This is a genomic window from Kineococcus esterisolvens, from assembly GCF_050871405.1.
Lineage (GTDB): Bacteria > Actinomycetota > Actinomycetes > Actinomycetales > Kineococcaceae > Kineococcus.
In genome coordinates this window covers 70,174-88,064 of the sequence record NZ_JBJLRI010000007.1, presented here as the reverse complement: position 1 = coordinate 88,064, position 17,891 = coordinate 70,174, and the positions used below count along the sequence as shown (strand labels likewise).

22 protein-coding genes are annotated in these 17,891 nt (G+C 71.9%); 10 read left to right on the top strand and 12 right to left on the bottom strand.

The window, feature by feature from the left end:
- The first annotated feature begins 404 nt into the window (after positions 1–404).
- On the top strand, positions 405–1,121 hold the full coding sequence (locus ACRYR8_RS04720; protein ID WP_432482923.1) for a hypothetical protein: 717 nt from the start codon (positions 405–407) through the stop codon (positions 1,119–1,121).
- A 77-nt stretch (positions 1,122–1,198) separates the two neighbouring features.
- Here ACRYR8_RS04720 and ACRYR8_RS04715 read toward each other — a convergent pair whose 3' ends face one another.
- Both ACRYR8_RS04715 and ACRYR8_RS04710 read right to left on the bottom strand, forming a co-directional pair.
- Entirely contained in the window at positions 1,199–1,798 is a 600-nt protein-coding gene (locus tag ACRYR8_RS04715) for an RNA polymerase sigma factor (protein WP_432482922.1), read from the bottom strand.
- 56 nt (positions 1,799–1,854) lie between these two features.
- Positions 1,855–2,805 carry a hypothetical protein gene (locus ACRYR8_RS04710; protein ID WP_432482921.1) on the bottom strand — a complete coding sequence of 317 codons (951 nt, stop codon included), beginning with the start codon at positions 2,803–2,805 and terminating at the stop codon, positions 1,855–1,857.
- A 171-nt stretch (positions 2,806–2,976) separates the two neighbouring features.
- Here ACRYR8_RS04710 and ACRYR8_RS04705 point away from each other — a divergent pair, with 171 nt between their 5' ends.
- Together ACRYR8_RS04705 and ACRYR8_RS04700 are read left to right on the top strand one after the other, a co-directional pair.
- Entirely contained in the window at positions 2,977–3,495 is a 519-nt protein-coding gene (locus tag ACRYR8_RS04705; RefSeq protein WP_432482920.1) for a hypothetical protein, read from the top strand.
- Positions 3,496–3,762: 267 nt separating this feature from the next.
- On the top strand, positions 3,763–5,106 hold the full coding sequence (locus ACRYR8_RS04700) for a hypothetical protein (protein WP_432482919.1): 1,344 nt from the start codon (positions 3,763–3,765) through the stop codon (positions 5,104–5,106).
- Between the two features lie 292 nt (positions 5,107–5,398).
- Here the strand turns inward: ACRYR8_RS04700 and ACRYR8_RS04695 are convergent, their stop codons facing one another.
- Positions 5,399–5,806, bottom strand: a complete 408-nt coding sequence (locus ACRYR8_RS04695; protein WP_432482918.1) for a hypothetical protein — start codon at positions 5,804–5,806, stop codon at positions 5,399–5,401.
- 283 nt (positions 5,807–6,089) lie between these two features.
- Between ACRYR8_RS04695 and ACRYR8_RS04690 the strand changes: the two genes are divergently transcribed.
- Together ACRYR8_RS04690 and ACRYR8_RS04685 are read left to right on the top strand one after the other, a co-directional pair.
- Positions 6,090–6,479: a tautomerase family protein gene (locus tag ACRYR8_RS04690; RefSeq protein WP_432482917.1), complete on the top strand. Its 390-nt coding sequence runs from the start codon at positions 6,090–6,092 to the stop codon at positions 6,477–6,479.
- A 107-nt stretch (positions 6,480–6,586) separates the two neighbouring features.
- Complete coding sequence (locus tag ACRYR8_RS04685) at positions 6,587–7,066, top strand: hypothetical protein (RefSeq protein WP_432482916.1); 480 nt, start codon at positions 6,587–6,589, stop codon at positions 7,064–7,066.
- Positions 7,067–7,101: 35 nt separating this feature from the next.
- On the opposite strand, the gene ACRYR8_RS04680 is transcribed toward ACRYR8_RS04685, so the two are convergent.
- The 5 genes from ACRYR8_RS04680 to ACRYR8_RS04660 all read right to left on the bottom strand — a co-directional run bounded on the left by ACRYR8_RS04680 (position 7,102) and on the right by ACRYR8_RS04660 (position 11,081).
- Complete coding sequence (locus ACRYR8_RS04680) at positions 7,102–7,272, bottom strand: hypothetical protein (RefSeq protein ID WP_432482915.1); 171 nt, start codon at positions 7,270–7,272, stop codon at positions 7,102–7,104.
- 115 nt (positions 7,273–7,387) lie between these two features.
- The gene (locus tag ACRYR8_RS04675; RefSeq protein WP_432482914.1) at positions 7,388–8,656 is read right to left on the bottom strand and encodes an RNA polymerase sigma factor; all 1,269 of its coding nucleotides are present in this window, start codon (positions 8,654–8,656) and stop codon (positions 7,388–7,390) included.
- Entirely contained in the window at positions 8,656–9,009 is a 354-nt protein-coding gene (locus tag ACRYR8_RS04670; protein WP_432482913.1) for a YciI family protein, read from the bottom strand. The genes ACRYR8_RS04675 and ACRYR8_RS04670 overlap by 1 nt, the downstream gene beginning before the upstream one ends.
- 907 nt (positions 9,010–9,916) lie before the next feature.
- A complete protein-coding gene (locus ACRYR8_RS04665) occupies positions 9,917–10,324 on the bottom strand; it encodes a VOC family protein (RefSeq protein ID WP_432482912.1) in 408 nt (135 codons plus the stop codon).
- A gap of 154 nt (positions 10,325–10,478) precedes the next feature.
- The gene (locus ACRYR8_RS04660; RefSeq protein ID WP_432482911.1) at positions 10,479–11,081 is read right to left on the bottom strand and encodes a class I SAM-dependent DNA methyltransferase; all 603 of its coding nucleotides are present in this window, start codon (positions 11,079–11,081) and stop codon (positions 10,479–10,481) included.
- Between the two features lie 70 nt (positions 11,082–11,151).
- Here ACRYR8_RS04660 and ACRYR8_RS04655 point away from each other — a divergent pair, with 70 nt between their 5' ends.
- Complete coding sequence (locus ACRYR8_RS04655; RefSeq protein ID WP_432482927.1) at positions 11,152–12,393, top strand: MFS transporter; 1,242 nt, start codon at positions 11,152–11,154, stop codon at positions 12,391–12,393.
- Positions 12,394–12,541: 148 nt separating this feature from the next.
- Here ACRYR8_RS04655 and ACRYR8_RS04650 read toward each other — a convergent pair whose 3' ends face one another.
- Positions 12,542–13,141 (bottom strand): dienelactone hydrolase family protein, encoded by a 600-nt coding sequence (locus ACRYR8_RS04650; RefSeq protein WP_432482910.1) that lies wholly within the window; start codon positions 13,139–13,141, stop codon positions 12,542–12,544.
- Between the two features lie 64 nt (positions 13,142–13,205).
- Here ACRYR8_RS04650 and ACRYR8_RS04645 point away from each other — a divergent pair, with 64 nt between their 5' ends.
- Positions 13,206–13,901 (top strand): helix-turn-helix transcriptional regulator, encoded by a 696-nt coding sequence (locus ACRYR8_RS04645; RefSeq protein ID WP_432482909.1) that lies wholly within the window; start codon positions 13,206–13,208, stop codon positions 13,899–13,901.
- 113 nt (positions 13,902–14,014) lie between these two features.
- Here ACRYR8_RS04645 and ACRYR8_RS04640 read toward each other — a convergent pair whose 3' ends face one another.
- The 3 genes from ACRYR8_RS04640 to ACRYR8_RS04630 form a co-directional block, all read right to left on the bottom strand.
- Positions 14,015–14,464 (bottom strand): hypothetical protein, encoded by a 450-nt coding sequence (locus tag ACRYR8_RS04640; protein WP_432482908.1) that lies wholly within the window; start codon positions 14,462–14,464, stop codon positions 14,015–14,017.
- A 230-nt stretch (positions 14,465–14,694) separates the two neighbouring features.
- Positions 14,695–15,186 (bottom strand): hypothetical protein, encoded by a 492-nt coding sequence (locus ACRYR8_RS04635; protein ID WP_432482907.1) that lies wholly within the window; start codon positions 15,184–15,186, stop codon positions 14,695–14,697.
- A gap of 126 nt (positions 15,187–15,312) precedes the next feature.
- Entirely contained in the window at positions 15,313–15,558 is a 246-nt protein-coding gene (locus ACRYR8_RS04630) for a hypothetical protein (protein ID WP_432482906.1), read from the bottom strand.
- Between the two features lie 182 nt (positions 15,559–15,740).
- On the opposite strand from ACRYR8_RS04630, the gene ACRYR8_RS04625 reads away from it, so the two are divergent.
- The 3 genes from ACRYR8_RS04625 to ACRYR8_RS04615 all read left to right on the top strand — a co-directional run bounded on the left by ACRYR8_RS04625 (position 15,741) and on the right by ACRYR8_RS04615 (position 17,872).
- A complete protein-coding gene (locus ACRYR8_RS04625; protein WP_432482905.1) occupies positions 15,741–16,475 on the top strand; it encodes an SDR family oxidoreductase in 735 nt (244 codons plus the stop codon).
- A gap of 235 nt (positions 16,476–16,710) precedes the next feature.
- Positions 16,711–17,244 carry a putative immunity protein gene (locus tag ACRYR8_RS04620; protein WP_432482926.1) on the top strand — a complete coding sequence of 178 codons (534 nt, stop codon included), beginning with the start codon at positions 16,711–16,713 and terminating at the stop codon, positions 17,242–17,244.
- Between the two features lie 163 nt (positions 17,245–17,407).
- Positions 17,408–17,872 (top strand): RidA family protein, encoded by a 465-nt coding sequence (locus ACRYR8_RS04615; RefSeq protein ID WP_432482904.1) that lies wholly within the window; start codon positions 17,408–17,410, stop codon positions 17,870–17,872.
- The last annotated feature ends 19 nt before the right edge of the window (positions 17,873–17,891 follow it).

Sequence of the window (17,891 nt, the reverse complement as noted above, 5' to 3'; positions counted from 1 at the left end):
ACTCCTACGCGGCCAGGACCGGCCGCTTCCTACCCCGCCTCGGACGCCTACCCACCGAGACCATCACCCACAAATAACGCGATCTGAGCGCGATCACGGCGGGTCTACGACTTCACGGTCATCCCGCGTTCCGGGCGCGATCATGACCGGCCGGCGACCTCACAGACTTGTCGAAGTGCGAGTGGTCATCGGGCTCTTCGGATCTGCGGGTGGGAAGGCAGACCTGGCTCGATGGGCTGGGCCGCGGCAGACCACTGGCTACCCCGCGGCCGAGGGTCGCTACCAGCGGTGATAGCGCGCGGATCGCGGGATGACCGTGAAGTGGGTGAGGCCCGGTCGTTGCCCGGAGCGCGGCTCGCCCATGCTGCTGTCTCAAACGCGCAGCTCATCGAGGACGGAGGACGGTGATGGACCAGACCTGGGAACCGGCCGCCTCCACCTTGGGTGTGGTCACGGGCCTTCCGCTGCCCGCCGCCGTGCAGGACCTGCTCGCGAGCCTGCAGCCACCGCAACCGCAGCAGCACCGCCGCTCGCGCCGCGGCAGCACGGGCGCCCGCCCCCTCCTCGAGGAGGACCAACCCTTGCGTCCTGACGAGCTCGAGCGCGCCGTATCGCAGCAGCTCCCTCCGGTGGGTGCTGTGCACCTGCACGGGGCGGACGGGCGAGAGCTGCAGCCGCTGTGGGTCGGTGCCTGCGCCCCGCGAGCAGGCACTACCCCTGCAGATGTGCGGGCCGGGCGCTCACCGCGCCGGGCGGCTGAGCGATCTTCCGTGCTGCGCCTGCTGCTGGTCCCGCACGGTGTCGAGTTGGCCGGGCTCGTCCAGGGGGAGGTCTTGAGCCGGGGGATCACCCAGATCGTGTGGTCGTTCGGGCCAAGCACGGCGACGCCGCCGCCGGAGACGGCACGCCGTCGCCTGAGCGGGGACTGCACGCTGGTCGATGTACGTGGTCATCTGGTCTTGGTGAGCTACGCCAGCCCTGCTGGTACCACGTTGAGCTGGCGGGGTCGGCGTGCGCGGATGGCGTGCTCGGTTTCGGTGCAGACGCCCGTCGAGCCAGTGCTGGCGGTGCAGCGACTCGCTCAGGACGACCTTCTGCTGCCGGCGGCTGCTCACACCTGACCGTGGGCGCGGCACCTGATGGCTGCCCATCTCCACCCCGCAAGCGCGCGATGTCCGCGGGATGACCGTGAGGTCGTTCACCCTTGATCGGTGGCGGGTCGGGGCCACCAAGAGTCGGCCGTGGTGATGGCCTCCTCGCCCAGGAGACGACGGAGCTGCGGGTGGGCAGCGAGACGACGACGGGCCCGGTGCAGACGCACCCGGGCGCCGGTGGCGCTGATGCCCACCACTCGCGCTGCATCTGCGGTGCTCAACTGCTCCCAGGCCGTCAAGGTGATGAGCTCTCGGTCCAGCTCGACCAGACCGGCCAAGGCGTCGCGCACCGCTGCAGCCGTCCGCGACGGGCTGCCGCTGCTGGCCGAGTCGTTGTCGATCTGGTCATCGACCAGCAGCGATCGTCGCTGGGCCGATTCCTCGCTCAGGGGCTGGTGCTGGTGCACCGTCTGCTCGCGGTGGTGCTGAGCCAGCAGCCGTCGGGCGGTGCCAAACAGCCACAACCGTTCACGTCCTGCGGGCAGGTCGGCCCGGCGTCGCCAGGCCACGAGGTAGACCTCGGCGAGCAGGTCGCCGGCCTCACCTGCATCGACTCGTCGGCTCAGGTAGGCCAGGACGTCGGTGCGGGTGGCGCGGAACAACTGCTCGAACCGCTCGGCCTCCGCACCCGCCTGCGTGTCCACTTCGGCAGTGACCGGGTGGGGCGTGGGGTGAGGTGCGGGGAGGTGTCCAGGGTGAGTCATCGAGTCGGTCCCTGGTAGGCCGGGTCGGCGTTGAGTGCCGGGGTCAGCTGCGGGTCGCAGCGTCCGCTGTCGGTGACTGCGTCCAGGACCGCGCGGTGGTCGCCGGTCGCTGCGGCGGCAGCGATGGCGGGTACCCATCCGAAGCGGGTCTCAGCCTGTGCACCCTGATCACCCAGGGCCCCGGTCGGGCTCGGGTGGGGGTCGACGTCGGTGACCGCGGTCCAGGTCAGCGACGCGGTGAGGGTGTCACCGGCCGTCTGGCGGGCGGTGCTGTCGGTGCTGTCGCCGGTGGTGTCGGCGGCGATCCAGGCGTCAGCCCAGGTGCAGATGGCGTTCTGCGCGACCTGGGCGCGCAATGCGCTGGTGCTGATCTGGCCGTCGGCCTGAGGGGCGAGCATCCCGGTGCTGAACTGCGCCTGGCGCTGGGCTTGATGGGTGGGGGCGAAGGGGATGTCGGCGCTGAGCTGGTGGGCCACGTCGAGGTAGTCGCTGCCGTCTTGGCGCAGGAGCTCCCCCGGGCCGGCGGCGGTGGCCTCCCAGCCGGCGCTCTGCTGCCCGGTGCGGGTGGCGAGGTAGGTGGCGGCGGCGGCGGTGCCGGTTCCGGCCAGCGCGACGGCCAGGGTGATGGCGCCAGCCCGGGCAAGACGGCGGTGGCGGCGGGCGTGGACCTGTTGGGCGGTGACGACGTCGAGGCGACGAGCCCGTCGCGCGGCCTGCTCGTGCGCGGTGCCGGCGGGGGCAGCCGTCGAGGTGCTGGGCGCAGTGGCTGCCCGGGTGCTGGCTGGGGTCGCTGGGGTGTTGATCATGGCGGTGGTGACGCTGTCCCAGGCGTGGGTGTATGCCGCCTGCTGCTGCCGGGGGGTTAGTGAGGGTGGTGCTGCGTTGCGCAGCAGGCTGTCGAGGTCGGTCTCGACGTCCTTGAGGTCCTCGGCGTCGTGGTCGCGCATGATCAGTCTCCGGTCCGGGCGGCTCCTGGTGAGCACCCACACCAGTACGTGTCACCACCGTTACAGAGGCGGTCGCTTCGGCTAGCAGCGACTCACCGGCCAGCGTGATGACCGGATGTGCGTGTCGGTGGTCGACCGGAGCATTCGAAGGCGCTGGGGCAGGGTGGACCCGTGCTGAAGCGACTGCACGCTCCTGGCCCACCGCACGTGGAGGTGCCGCGGCTGCGCACCCTGCTGCACGCCCTCGACGACCACGAGCACCTCGAGCATCCGGCCGGCTTCGACGCCGACGCCGTCAGCACCCGCTTCGAGCAGCTGGTGCGGGACCTGGAGGCCGCCTTCGCCCACCGCTGCAGGGTGGACCGCCACTTCCAAGACGCCAGCCACCACGGCGTCATCCGCATCCCAGCCCAGGCCACGGCCACCGGGGAGCAGCTGATGCTGGTGGTCAGCAACTTCGGCGACATGGTCGTGTGCGCGGTGGGCAACACGGGCGCGCGAATCGATGCGCAGACCGACGAGCTCATCGACCCGCAGGACGCCGACCGTGTCCGGAACGTGCTGGCCCGACTGAGGTACCTGCTGGTGCCGGAGGACCCGTTGTGGCAGCCGTACGACGGCAGCGGCCCGTTGAGTGCGCAGCACGGGAGCGGTCGCACCTGGTACGACCGGTACTTCACCCACCTGTGAGGGGCTCGAGGAGTCGCTGACGCTCGTGGCCACCACGGGCAGCGTCGAGACCGCGCAAGCGGTCCGACCCCCTTCTCGAACGCTCGCACTTCGACATGACCGTGAAGTCGAGGAGCGACTCAGTGACGGTCAGGCTCGCCTACCCACCCGCAGATCCGAAGAGCCGGTCATCGGTGAGTCGATCACCGCTTCCGTTCCCCGAACCGGAGGCGGAGAATGGCCCGAACACGGTGGACGCCTCGCAACCACGCCGCGCATGATCGACCCGTGAGGTTCCTGCGCCCGGGGTGGCTGATCGAGCTCGACTCCGGCCTGTGGGCGGTGGACACCTCCCAACCGGTGGCCGCCGTCCTCGACCCCCGCGACGGGCGGGTGCGGCGCGTGGTCTCCTGGCCGGCCGTGCCCCCGCCGGCGGTGCACGCACGCCCGGTGGTGCTCGGCGACGGCACCTCGCTGTGGGTGCAGCAAGAATCCGGCGGACCCGTCGTGCGCATCGGCACCGACGGCATCGCCGCCGCCGGATGGGTCGGTGGACCCACCGACCACGCCGCACGTCAGCGGTTGGCGGCCTGCGGACCGGGCGTCGCCTGGTGCGCGACCCCTGCACCGGAGGCGGAGTACGTGCGCCGCGGCGAGCAGCCGCGCACCTTCCTCGGCTTCGGGCAGTTGCGACGGGTGGACGCCGACGGCCGGGTGCTCACCGTCGCGATGGACCGCGGGGTGCAGGCGCTGCACGCCAGCCCGCAAGGGCTGCTGGTGGCCGCCGTCGGGGACGGCTACGGGCTGCGCCGCTGGGACGAGACGCAGGACCGCGTCAACCGCGACACCCGCTGGTACCTCCTGCCGTGGCAGGAGGAACCACCCCGGTCCCTGACCGACGAGCACGCCCTGCCGCAGGGGTTCGAGCCACCCCCGGCCGACGACCCGTCGTCCCTGTTCTCCCAGGACCTGCGTGGCTACGGGCCGATCGCGCGCGGGGCAACGCTGGAGTGGTTCACGCAGCCCAGCGAACACCCGCCCGCCGCGGGTCGCTCCTGGACGCGCCCGGTCGTGAGCGCACGCGACACCTCGCAGCAGGTGCTGGCCTCGTGGGACCTCGGTGACGGCTGGATCGAGGCCGTCAGCGCCTGCGGCACCCGCCTGGTCGCTGCCGTGGCGCGCCGTCCGCGCACGTGGACACCGCGCACTGCGCAGCACCCCGTGGACGTGATCGCCCTGGACGCCTCCGATCGCTCGCGCACCGACCTGCTGCCCGCGGGATCCCTCGACGTCAGCGAGCACTGCCGGCCGCTGCAGCTGCGCCCGCTGGAGGCGGACTCCTACGCCCAGCAGATGCTGCAGGAGGTGCAGGAGCGTGCCGGCCGGTGGCAGCAGGTGGGAGCCCGGGACGTCGAGCACCGCCTGACCGGGTCCTGGCCCGACACCGTCCTGGAACTGACGTTGACGGTGCCCGAACGCCCCGGAGTGCGGCTGCGACGGCGCGTCCCCCTCTTCGACGAACTGGGTCGCATCCTCGGTCCGCAGTACCCCGACGCCCACCTGGTGGACCAGTACGAAGCGCAGATGCTGCCGCCCGTGGATCAGGCCCGTGACGGCTTCCTCGACGTCTGAGCCACGCCTCCGCCGACGGCACCTCAGTCATCAACGCCCACCGCCGTTCCCGCACTCATGGCGCTGACCTGGCAGGTTCCAGGCCACGCGGTGGCTGCTTCGTCGTCACAACCGTCACCGTCGTCGCCCCCCACCCGCACCGCAGCACCGTCGTCTCCGTCACCCGTGTCGTGCTCCTGCTGTCGACCTCGACCGTCGCTCGTCACCGCGTACCCCCCATCAGCGCACGTGCTGATCTCGCTGCCGGCACCGCGCCGCTCGCTTCGAGCCGTGACCGCGCAGGACCGCTCGGTCACAGCGACGCGGGATCGACGTCGGTGCCCGGGGGCGCCGACCGTGCCGTGGCCGTCCGATCGGGTGCCGGACGCGAGTGAGCGTCGTCGGGGTCCTGACCGTGCAGGCGCAGCAACCCGCACCGCTCACCAGCCGGGGTCCACTCCCGCACCTCGGCGTACACGACGAACACCCGCCCCGCAGCATGCGCCCGCGCCCACGTCAGCACCTCCTCGACGTCGCGGACTTCGTGCAGGCGGTGCTCGTCACTGGCGTACGAGGGGTACTCCATCGCCGGCCCGAGGTCGGCGCCGGATCGTTGCGGGAACGCGTAGCCGGTGCCCGTGCGCTGCCAGAAGTAGACGCGGTAGACCGGCTGCTCGACCTCGAAGCTGACGTCCCTGGGGTCCACACCCTTGCTGCGCACCGTTGCACCATGCCAGGACGACCACCGCCGGGAACGTGCGCTCGTGCCGCGCCACGGCGGTCACCCGGACCGGCCAGGACCGCTCGGTCATCCCGCAGATCGCGTGACGAGCGCTGCCCCGCCCGCTACGGTGACTTTCATGATCGCCGTGACGTGCACACGCCAGCAGTGGTGGACCGGCTCCTAGGCCGGGCACGTCCTCACCGACGCACACCCCGCCCCAGCGGGTGTACGGGCGTTGCTCCCGCCGGCCCGCGAAGGCCGACCCGAGGAGACCCCCGCCGTGGCCCAGTTCAAGATCTACGGCCGAGACGACGTCCTGCGCCCGCTGCGCACCCTCCTGTCCTACGTCGTCCACGCCGCCGCCGTCGACGTCCTCGGCCTGCCCGCCACCAAGCGCTTCCACCGCTTCTTCCCCATGAGCGCCGAGGACTTCCCCACCCCCGAGGGACGCAGCGAGAAGTACACGGTCATCGAAGTGCTCATGTTCACCGGGCGCAGCGTGGCGACGAAGAAGGCGTTCTACCAGCGCCTCTACCGCGACTTCGCCGAACACCTGAGCATCGAGGCGATCGACCTGGAGATCACGATCGTGGAGACACCGCGTCACGACTGGGGCATCCGCGGCCAGGCCGGGGACGAGCTGGCCCTGACCTACCGAGTGGAGCAGTAGCCCCGCAGCATCTACCGGTCATCCCGCCGGCCAGGACGTCGTTGGCCGTCCGGATCTGCCGATCTCAGGGCGTTGCCTCTGGACGTGATCGCATCGAGGGTGGAGCCATGCCGCGACGCTGGGTCCCCGCCATCCCGCCGAGCGACGCCGGCGCGGCGGTGCACGGCCCACTGCTGCTCAGCCAGGCACCCGGCATCCGCGCTGAACTGGATCACGTCCAAGCCCACGCCCAGCCCGCCGGCCTGATGCTGCACCTGCGCGCCGACGGCACCCGCACCCAGAGCACCCCTCGGCACCTGCTCGACGACCCCCGTGCGGATGCAAGCTCGGTCGGCGGTGGTCCTGCGGGCTCCAAGCCGGTGCTGCGCGTGGCGCTCAACGACCTCGCCGACCAGGTCCAGCCCAAGACCTCCTCGATCCGCACGTTCGAAGACACCGCCACTGGCGAGGCCCGCTTCACCATGGAGGCGAGCTACTGGATCGATGAGGTACCTGCTGATGGCCGCGTACACCTGACCATCTCCTGGCCGCGAGCAGGGCTGCCCGAAGCTGCCCACACCCTCGTCCTAGCCCTCCCCAGCCACTGAACCCCTCTCGCGCTCATGGCGCCCTCCGGGCGCGATCACAGGCCGGCCGGCGACTTCACGGACTTGTCGATCTGCACGAGACTCCGACCACGCCCTGCATGACAGGCACGTACTGGAGCAACCGAGATGCCGACCTTGAAGGCGGCAATGATCCACAGCGCGTCCTCTACGACGAGCGGAGGTGGGATCCCCACCATGGAGGCCACCCAGACCACGGTGGGGCCGCGCCAGGGGTGACCCTTGGACGTGGCCTACCACCACGGCGAATCGCGACGACCCACAGGTGCCACGGGCTGCGGATTCCGCGCCCTCCCGACGTGCTCACGGTTGACTGTCGGCCCCTACGTGATCGCACAGGGGCGGGTCGCCGCCGGTGCGGTCTCCCGCGGCTCCCCGGTCGGCGAGCTGGGCCACCTTCCGGGCGAGGGACCGGCGCTCGGCCGGGTTCGGCGCCAGCGCCACGGCCTCGGCCCAGCTCTTCGCGGCCTCGTCCACCCGGCCCAGGCGGGCCAGCACGTCGGCCCGGGCAGCGGGGAGGTAGGGGTACCCGGCCAACCCCGGGGCCACGGCGTCGATCTCGCGCAGGACCGCCGCGAGGTCGGCGTCGGCCGGCCTGCTCCGGGCCACCGCCCGGTTGAGTGCGACGACCGGGGAGGGCCAGACCCGCATGAGCGCATCGTAGGTCGCCACGACCTGCGCCCAGTCCGTCGCCTGCCAGGTGGGCGCTGTGGCGTGCAGCCCGGCTACGCCTGCTTGGAGGGCGAAGCGCCCGTGCGGCCCCCGTTGCAAGGCGGTGGTGGTGAGCGCGAGGCCTTCGCGGACGAGCGCGCGGTCCCAGCGGGACCGGTCCTGATCGGCGAGGAGTACGAGGTCACCCTCGGGGTCGGTCCGGGCGGGCCCTCGGGCCTGGGTGAGCAGGATCAGGCCGAGCAGCGCCCGTGGCTCGGGTTCGCCCGGCAACAGCCGGACCAGCACGCGGGCCAGCGCGGTGGCGCGCGTGGTCAGTTCGGCGGTCCGCGGGTCCTCGGGTGAGCCGCGGTGCCCGGCGGTGTGCACCAGGTGCACCACGGTGAGGACGGCGTCCAGCCGGGCCGGCAACTCGTCGTCGGACGGCACGCGGAACGGGATCCGCGCCGCGGCGATCTTCTGCTTGGCACGGGTGATCCGCCGGGCGGTGCCAGCTTCTCCCGTGAGGAGGACCGCCCCGATCGTGCCGACGTCCACCCCGCACACGAGTCGCAGCGTGAGCGCGACCTGCGACTCGAGGGCCAGCGCGGGATGGCAGCAGGTGAAAACGAGCCGGAGCGGGTCCGTCGGCTCCGGCTCGTCCTCGCCAGGTCGTTCCACCAGCAGCGGGAACTTGCGCCGCAGCGTCGCCTCCCGCCTCAGCCGGTCGAGCGCGATGCGGTGTGCGGTGGTGGTGAGCCAGGCACCCGGGTTGTCCGGCGGGCCTGCCGGCCAGCTGCGCAGCGCGCGTTCGACGGCTTCCTGGGCGCAATCCTCGGCGAGGTCCAGGTCCCGGGTGAGCCGGGCCGTCGATGCGACGACGACCGGCCACGCCGAGCCGAACACCTCGTCCATCGCCGTCATCAGGCGTCAGGCAGGTCCATGACGGGTCGCACCTCGACGGTTCCGGCCGGGCACAGCTGCGCGAGGCGCAGCGCCGCGTCGAGGTCGGGGGCGTCGATGACGTAGAAGCCACCCAGCGCTTCCTTCGTGTCGGCGAACGGGCCGTCGGTCACGAGCGCACCGGCGGTCCCGCGGCGGACCGTGCTGGCCGACGACGAGCGCTCGAGCGCCTCGCCGGCGACGACGCTGGCACCGGCAGCACTGACCGCGGCCATGAAGTCGTCGTGCAGGCGCATCTCGTCGGTGACGCCCTGCTCGTCGACCGTGTCGAACCAGTCCTCGGCGTCGTACATGAGGAACACGTAGCGGGCCATCTCGGCATGCCTCCCGGTCTCGGTGGTGCAGTCGTCATCCTGACGAACGGGACCGGCACGATCGGACACATCGCCGGGATCCGGTCCACTCCTCCTCGCGAGGGCGGCTCGTGGGCCGCTACGCCGGGGATGCTTGGTCCGACCAATGCCTGTCTGCGCAGGAACTGACTGACTGGTGCAGCGGGCCGTCGGTGAGACCACCGGGCCACAGGTCCCCGTACGGGGTCCACGACCTCCACTTCGCCTGGTAGTCGCGGTGCTCGGCGTACCGGGCCGCTACCGCCAGCAGGGCGTAGGCCAGTTGTCGGCCGTCATCTCCCGGCCCTGCTCCCGGGCTTGCTGGAACTGACGGACCAGGCCCATCTCATCCCACCGCCGGTCGATCTCCTCCGGCGACGACCACCTGCCCCGCCGCCCTGACCAGCGGAGCCCACGACCCCAAAATTCTGCGGCCGGCCGGCGCCGGGGTCCCAGGCGCGCTGCTGCACCTGACCGGCGCGCTGGCGGCAGCGCTCGGAGCCCTCGTCACCGCACCCACCGCTGTGATCAGCGCCTACGTCGCCCGCTCAGCCCGGACCCAGTACGCCCGGCTCCGCGCCATGGTGCACCTCCTCATCGCCGCGCTGCTCGCAGCGGCCACGGTGCTGCGGTTCACACCCATTGGGGCCGCCCTGGCAACCAGGATCATGGATTGAGAGCACCAACCAGCACTGACGACAGCGGACACCAGGCCTGTTACCTCTCGTCGCGCGACTTCACGGTCATCCCGCCGTCCGCGCTCGTCCCCAGACGCGAGGTGGCCCCCCGTACCGGCCACCCGTCGGCGTCAGCGCCAGCAGTGCAGCGTGCTGCGCCGTTGCCCGACGTCGCATCCAAGGTCAGCGGGGACCTCCCGCTCGCAGCGCGCTCAAGGCAGCGTGAGCTGCCAGGAGACCCCGAAGCGGTCGTTGATCCAGGCGTACGCCGTCGAGAAGCCGTAGGAGTCCAACGGCATCAGCACCTGCCCGTCCCTGCCCAGCTCACCGACCAGGTGCTCGATCTCCGTGCGGTCCTGGCAGGTCAGCGACAAGGAGATCGAAGGGGTGAAGGTGAACTCGTGGTGCACGGGGCTGTCCATGAGCACGACGGGCCGATCGCCGATCAGGACGACGGCTCGCAGGACCGTCCCCTCGTCACCGGGCCCCTGCGGACCGTAGCGGTGGACACCGGCCACCCTGGCATCAGGCAGGACAGCGGTGTACAGGTCGATCGCCTCCTGCGCCCGACCCTCGAACATCAAGACGGGCACGATCCGGCCCTCAACGACATCGGTCACGGCTTCCCCCTCGCGAAGTGATGGGCACCACCCAAGGTCCCACCGACCTCCGACAGACGCCTGCACACGGCGCTGGCCAGGACGTCGCCGACCGCCCGGATCTGTCGATGGCAGAGTTCATCCCCACCGTGTCAACGACTGATCACCGATGCCGTCAGACCGCCCGGACAGCGAGGACCGCATGGGGGCGTCGCTCGCCCTCTCGAGGCCGTCGCGAGCGTTCGACCTCCACGAACCCCGCCGAGGCCAGGCGGTTCGCCAGCTCGTCCACCGGCCACCGGTACGCCGTGGTGACCCTGTGCTCGAACGGCTCGCACGCCGAGCCCTCGAAGAAGCCCACGACCAGTGACCCACCAGGGGCCAGGAGCCGGCGGACGCTGGCCAGCGCCTCGTCCAGCTGCCCGGGCTCGAGGTGGATGAGGGAGTACCACGCCAGCACCCCGGCGACCGAGGCGTCCGGACGGGCCACGTCGGTCAGAGAGCCCACCTCGAAGGGCACGTCCGGGTGCGCCTGGCGCGCGTGGGCGATGAACTCCGGCACCAGGTCGATGCCCGCCACCTGGCACCCCGCGGCGTGCAGGAAGCCCGTCAGGTGCCCGGGACCGCACCCCAGGTCCAGGACCGGGCCGCTCAGGTGCCCCAGGTGCCGCTCGATCAGCCGCAGGTCGTCAGGGTGCACGGTCTCGACCGATCCCAGCAGGTCGATGTACTGCTGCGCGAGCGAGGAGTAGGCCCGCTGCACGTCGAGCGAGCTCACCGGGCGCACCCTACCCACGACCTCGCCCGAGCGTCGTGAAGCCGAGGTCGGGCGCACCGCGCGGTCATCCCTGTGGGCTCAGGCGGGCGCTGAGCCCGCACACACCACCAGCGCCGCCGGCAACGCCGCCACCGCGATCGCGTTGCCGCTGTTCGTGCTGGAGAGCACCGGCTCCACCGCCCTGACGGGGGTGATCGGCGCCGCGGCGATCGCGCCCGTCGTCATCGGCGGCGTCTTCGATGGCGTGCTGGTCGACCGCTTCGGCTACCGACGCGCCAGCATCGTCTCCGACGCCATCGGCGCCGCCACGATCGCCGCAGTGCCACTGCTGCACCTCACGCTCGGCCTGCCGTTCTGGGCCCTGCTCACCCTCGTCGTGGCCACCGGACTGCTGGACACCCCCGGGCAAGCAGCCCGGCACGCGCTGCTGCCCGAGCTCGCCGACGAGGCCGACCTTCCCCTGGAGCGGGCCACGGGGTGGGTGGACGCCGCCGAACGCGCCGCCCGGCTGATCGGCGCCCCGATCGCCGGCGCACTGGTCTCCCTGCTCGGCGCACCGCTCGTCCTGGTCGTGGACGCGGTGACCTTCGTCGCCGCCGCCGTCTTGATCGCCGCCGCGGTGCCCCGGACCCGGCGGGTCGCCGGGGACGGTGCTGCCGCAGCGCTGGGAGGTGTGCGCGGGTACGTGCGCGAACTGCGGGTCGGGCTGGCCTTCGTCCGCGGTGACCGGCTGCTGCTGGCCGTCATCGCGGTGGTGGCCCTCACCAACGCCTTCGACGCGGCCCACTCCAGCGTCGTGCTGCCCGTCTACGCCACCCAGCGCCTCGGGGGCGGCATCGACCTGGGGCTGCTCGTCGGCGCCTTCGGAGGCGGCGCCGTCGCCGGCGCGTTCGCCTTCGGCGCGGTGGGATCGCGCTGGTCGCGGCGCTGGGTCTTCACGGTGGCGTTCCTGCTCGCCGGTGCCCCGCGCTTCGTGCTGCTGGCCCTGGATCCGGGGTTGGCGGTGCTGCTGGCAGGCGCTGCGCTCAGCGGGCTCGCCGCCGGCGCGATCAACCCGATCCTGGGTGCCGTGCAGCTGGAGCGGGTCCCGGCCGGCACCCGCGCCCGCGTTGCCGGAGTGGTCGGAGCCGGTGCGTGGGCGGGTATGCCCATCGGCATCCTGGGTGCGGGGTTGTGGCTGGAGAACGGATCCCTCACCACGTTGCTCACCGCCCTGGCGATCTCCTACCTGCTCATCACCCTGACCCCCGCGATCCTCCCCATCCGGCAAGAGCTGGACCGGCGCCCACGTACACCCACCGCCCGGCACTGACGGCGATTCCCGCAGTCGTGCTCACCGCACACCCAGGGCTCGGTCATCCCGCCCTCCGGGCGCGATCGTGGTCGGCCGACTTCACGCTCCCGCCCGAAGGCAGAAGATCCCCGGGAGATCCAGCAGGGCCAACCAGCGAACGCCAGGTTCAGGTCCCACGGATGCCGCGGGTGCTGTCGCGGCAGAAGGCTTCGGCGCGTTCCCACAGGCTCGCCGCGGCCAGCGGGTCGTGCTCGCCCGGCAGGCTCGGATCGGTGAACAGGTGTCCGGAGCCGGGGTAGTCGAAGACCTCGACACGGCTTCCGCTGCTGGTGATGTCGATGACGAGGGCGTCGATCCACTGCTGCCGGCGGAAGGGGTCGTCCTGGGCGTAGTGGATCTGGGCGGGCGTGTCAGCGTGCCAGGCCACGCCGCCGAGCACGGCCAGCGGCAGCGCACCGGAGAACAGCAGCACCCCGCCGCAGGTGCGCTGCGTGGCGACGTGCTCGGCCATGCCCGCACCGTTGGAGAAGCCGGCCGCGATGAAGCCGTCCTGCAGCGGCTCCACGGCTTCCACCGCCCTGCCCATCAGCTCGGGGAAGCCGATCTCCTCGACGTGGCGCCCGGCCTGCTCGTAGTCGTCGAACACCCGCCCGTCGTACTGGTCGACGACCAGGACCTCGTGTCCTGCGGTGCGCAGGCGCTGTGCAGCCTCGTGCACCCCGGGGCGGACTCCGAGCACGGAGTGGAACAGTGCGATCTCAGCCATGCCGATCACTGTGGGGGGTGATCGGTGACAGCGGCCTGTCACCGTCTCTGTCACTGTTCTGGACGTGAACCGCACCGACAGGCTGCACGCCCTGAGCGAGGAGCTGCGTCGTGCCGGCCCGCGCGGGCGCACCGCAGCCCACCTGGCCAGCTGGCTGGAGGTGAGCACCCGCACCGTCAAGCGCGACGTCGCGGCGCTGCAGCAGGCCGGGCTACCGGTCTGGGCGCAGAGCGGGCCCGGCGGCGGCTACGTCCTCGACGCCCAGGCCACCCTGGCGCCGGTCAACCTCACGCCCGCTCAAGCGATCGCGGTCGCCACCGCCCTCGCCACCCAGCGCGGCGCCCCGTACGCCGCCGATGGGCGGGTGGCGCTGGAGAAGGTGCTCGACGTCATGCACCCAGCCGACCGCCGGCGGGCCGACGAGCTCGGGGCCCGCGTCTGGATCCGCGGCGAAGACCCGGCACCGGCGGCCACCAGCGTCACCAGCTCCCTCGGCCAGGCGCTAGCCACTCGCCGGGTGCTGGCCCTGGACTACAGCGACGCCTCCGGTCGATCCACGCGGCGCCGGGTGGAGCCCCACCTGCTCGTGCGCACCGACGACCACTGGTACCTGCTCGGCTGGTGCCGTCAGCGCCAGGCCCCGCGCTGGTTCCGCCTCGACCGCATCCGAGCCGCTCACCTCACCGAGGAGCCCGTCCCGAACCGCGACGCGGCGGTCTTCGGGATCCCACCACCCGATGCGCACCCCGTCCGTCGCTGAGGGACCAGCAACCTCAGTGCCCAGCGTCGCCAGGTGGCATGCACCCAGCTCGCACCACCGATCCCACGGTCATCCCGCTGTCGTGAACGTTTTCGACCATCCGGGCTCGGACGTCAGCCCTGACCTGCTGAGGCGATGAGCCACGGGTCCGCGTCGGAGTGACGCACCAGCACGTACCCCCACCCCGGCTCACCGCCCGCTGTTCCCGTGCTGCCGTCGTCGGCGGTGTAGGTGGCCCGCACGTTCACCGCCTGCGCGTACGCCTTGAGGTCCTCCGAGCTCCAGGTGGTGTCGTAGGGCGTGGTGGTGTCGGAGACCTCGACGTCGTCCAGGTCCGGTGCTTCGCCGTCCTGCCAGACGTCGCGCGCGGCGAAGCCCGGGGTGGACAGGACAGCGGCGGTGGCCTGGTCGTCGTCCTGCACCGCGTCGAGGTAGTCGCGCACGACGTCACCGGCCGGCTGGGAGGCGACGTGACGCTCGACCACGTCCGGGTCCGGGGTGGCCGAGGGTGACCCGCACGCCCCCAGGGCTGCGGCGGTCAGCGCAGCGATGGCGACCAGCACGACGCGATGAGGTCTCACCCGTCCTGTGTACCGCCGCGGCCGGGGTCGCGGTGTCGCATCCACCGGTTCTCCATGACCGCCAGGAACAAGTGCACGCGTGCGGTCATACCGCGTCCCAGTGGTGTGGCCACCGGTCAAGCTGACTGCAGGGCCACCGTCACGACGAGCGTGCCGTCAGCGGCCTGCACCTGGTCCGGCTCAGCCCCCACGGGTGCCCGATCAGCTAGACCTCACCACGCCGGGGCCTGGAGGCGGAAGCTGCTCACCGCACCCCGCAGCACCAGGACGTGCCACCCCGGGGACTGCGCGAAGTCGCCCATCATCGCGAAGCCCGGCCGCGGAGCGGGCAGCACCCACCCCGGTGTCGGGTCCCATGCGCTGTCCACCCGGACGTCGAGCCCCGCGTCGTCGACCTGAGCACGCTCGCTCGCCACGCACGTCGACCACACCGTGCGCCGCTTCTCCAGCTTCCTGCGCAGCGAGGGGTGCATGGCAGGGTCCCGAGCAGGCACGATCGGGTCCTCGAACTCCACCGCGATGGCGAAGGCGCGCCCCTCCTGCACTCGAGCAGTCACCGCAGGACCGCCCACCGCCTGGCCCTCGACGCCCAGGTGGATCTTCGGAAGAATCTCCGTTGCCGCCTCTACGCGCGCTCGGGCGGTGGCCACCCACGTGCGCCCCAGCGGGAGGGGCCGGTCCTCGTACACGATCACGTCGCTCACAAGGCCAGCGTGTCAAGGAGACGACTGCGCTGTGCGCGACTTCCTCCTGCGAGCTTCGGCGCCGCCACCCGACGGCGGTGATCGCCCAGTCTGGCGCGATGATGCCGCGTCAGGTGTGAGGAGCGCTCAGTAGGTGCCCTCGGCCTCGGCCTGCATGACCAACTCGTCGTAGAGGTCCCCGCCCTCATCGACCGCCTCTGGCGGCACGACAGCACTGGACCACGGGCTCTCGCAAGGACCGCTGTGCTGTGGCTCGGGGCACAAGGCCCTCGTCAAGCGCTCGTGGGCCTCGAAGGCCTGCTCCCTCGTGGCCCACAGACCGATCCGGATCTCATAGGTGCCCTTGCCGTTGGCCGGGTTGGTGGGAGCCACACCTGGACGGTAGCCAGTCGGCCGCTGGCGGTCTCCCGGCGGGAGCATGCCACTTCGCGGGCATGCCGCTGGCCACGCGCGATCATGGGTGGCCGCGACCACGCGGTCCTGCCGATGGCCGAGCAACAGATGCACGACACGAACCAGGTGTGCCTGACATCGAGGCAGGAGACCGTCTGAGCATGAGCGAATCCCTGCACGAGCGCGTCGTCGTCGTCACCGGAGCCAGCCGGCGCACCGCCATCGGCGCGGCCATCGCACGCCGCGCCGTCGCCGACGGCGCGGCGGTCCTGCCGCACACCCGGGTCCCGCACGACACCGAGCAACCCTGGGGCGCCGATGCCGACGGACCCCACGCCCTGCTGCAGGAACTGCGGCAAGCGGGAGGCCGTGTCGAGCACCTCAGCGCCGACCTGGCCGACCCTGCCGCACCGGCCGCCGTGCTCGCCGCCGCCCGCGACGCCTTCGGCCACGTCGACGCCCTCGTCGCCAACCACGCCCGCAGCAGCGGACAGGACCTCGAGCACCTGACCGCCACCGAGCTCGACCTCAGCTGGGCCGTCAACACCCGCGCCAGCCTGCTGCTCACCCAGGCCTTCGCCGCCCAGCACGACGACACCCGCCCCGGCGGACGGGTACTGCTGTTCACCTCCGGGCAGTACCACAGCGCCATGCCTGCCGAACTGCCCTACATCGCCTCCAAGGCAGCGCTGCACGAACTCACCCGCTCCCTGGCCGTGCACCTCATGCCCCGCGCCATCACGGTCAACTGCATCGACCCCGGCCCCAACGACACCGGCTACGCCGACGAGGAAGGGCGCGCCGCGGTAGCGGCGGCGAACCCCGGGGCCCGTTGGGGCACTCCCACCGATGCTGCCCGCCTCGTCGCCTGGCTGCTCAGCGACGAAGCGGACTGAGTCACCGGGCAGACCATCGCCTCCGACGGCGGCTGATCCTCCCGCTGAACAGAGCCGACGCCAGTCCCTGAGCAAGGCCGCACTGGTGGTGCGATCACCTCACGGTCATGGCGCTGGCCAGGACGTCCGACACCCCGGCATGCCGAGGCGCGTGCGCGAACAAGGGCAACTGGGCTCGTGCAATCTCACCGAAGTCAGGGCGGGCTCCGAGAGGCTCACCGAGAAGATGGTGAACATGACCCCCAAGGCAGACGCCATCGAGCTGAGCGAGGCAGAACTGCGCGACGTCACGAGTTTCGCCGCCGCCTGCGCACGCACCGCACTGGGCTTCTTCGAGGAGGCACACCCCAGCGACCTGCGCCCCCGGGAGGCGATCGAGGCTGCCGAGGCCTTCGCCGGCGGCGGCAGGCGTGGCGCGGCTTTGCGCACCACGGCTTGGGCGGCGCACCGTGCAGCCCGCGAAACCGCCTCACCCGCGGCTCAGGACGCCGCGCGAGCCGCCGCTCACGCAGCGGGCAGCGCCTACCTGCACCCCTTGGCAGACGCGCACCAGGTCAAGCACGTCCTGGGAGCAGCAGCCCACGCCGCCCGTGCGCTCGAGCTGGCCGGCGGCGATGACTGCGCGGTTGGTGAGAGAGAGGTCGAGAGGGCGCGGCGCGATGCCCCACCGGGAGTTCGCACTGCGCTGAGCAAGCTGCCCCCAGCCCCCGCTGGTGGCGGCAGGATGGGCGAGCTGATGCGCCGCCTGGACTTGACGCTGCGCGGGTGACGTTGGGGCCGGCGACCTACCGGTCATAGCCGCGATTCGGGCACGACCATGGGCGGTCGGCGGCCTGCTCCCGTGCCGATGACCGCGAAGTCGGGCAAGCGCGTAGCCGCAAGCAGGCAAACGAGATGCCCGTCGCGGTCTGCATGACCGAGGATGCGTTGACGTGACCAACGAGGCCATCACCTTCATCCGCCCCGCCACGCTGAGCAACCAGGTGCCCTACGCCTACGCCGCCGTCATCGACGCCGCGCGGACCCTCTGGACCGCCGGGGCGTGCCCCCTGGACGCCGAGGGGCGCACCGTCGCGGAGGGCGACGCCGTGCGGCAGGCGGAGCAGGTGATGATCAACCTCGCCGCCACCCTCGCCGAGGTGGGCTCGCAGCTGTCCGACGTCGTCAAGAGCACCGTCTACGTCGCCTCCAGCCGTCGGGAGGACCTCACAGCCGTCTGGGGCGTGGTCCGCTCCGCCTTCGGCGACCACGACGCTCCCAGCACCCTGCTGGGGGTTTCCGCCCTGGGCTGGCCGGGACAGCTGGTGGAGGTGGAAGCCGTCGCAATCCTCCCGCCGGGGCGGGCCGACGTGGATCCTTCCGCACCGCCGACGCCAGGCAAGAGCGCAAGCTCGTGAGCCGGGCGACGGCCTTCCT

Bases quoted from the DNA above. Each gene is read 5' to 3' on its own strand.
- ACRYR8_RS04710 (WP_432482921.1), bottom strand. From the start codon at position 2,805: ATGCGCGACCACGACGCCGAGGACCTCAAGGACGTCGAGACCGACCTC.
- ACRYR8_RS04685 (WP_432482916.1), top strand. From the start codon at position 6,587: ATGCCGCGACGCTGGGTCCCCGCCATCCCGCCGAGCGACGCCGGCGCG.
- ACRYR8_RS04675 (WP_432482914.1), bottom strand. From the start codon at position 8,656: ATGACGGCGATGGACGAGGTGTTCGGCTCGGCGTGGCCGGTCGTCGTC.
- ACRYR8_RS04670 (WP_432482913.1), bottom strand. From the start codon at position 9,009: ATGGCCCGCTACGTGTTCCTCATGTACGACGCCGAGGACTGGTTCGAC.
- ACRYR8_RS04650 (WP_432482910.1), bottom strand. From the start codon at position 13,141: ATGGCTGAGATCGCACTGTTCCACTCCGTGCTCGGAGTCCGCCCCGGG.
- ACRYR8_RS04625 (WP_432482905.1), top strand. From the start codon at position 15,741: ATGAGCGAATCCCTGCACGAGCGCGTCGTCGTCGTCACCGGAGCCAGC.
- ACRYR8_RS04620 (WP_432482926.1), top strand. From the start codon at position 16,711: ATGACCCCCAAGGCAGACGCCATCGAGCTGAGCGAGGCAGAACTGCGC.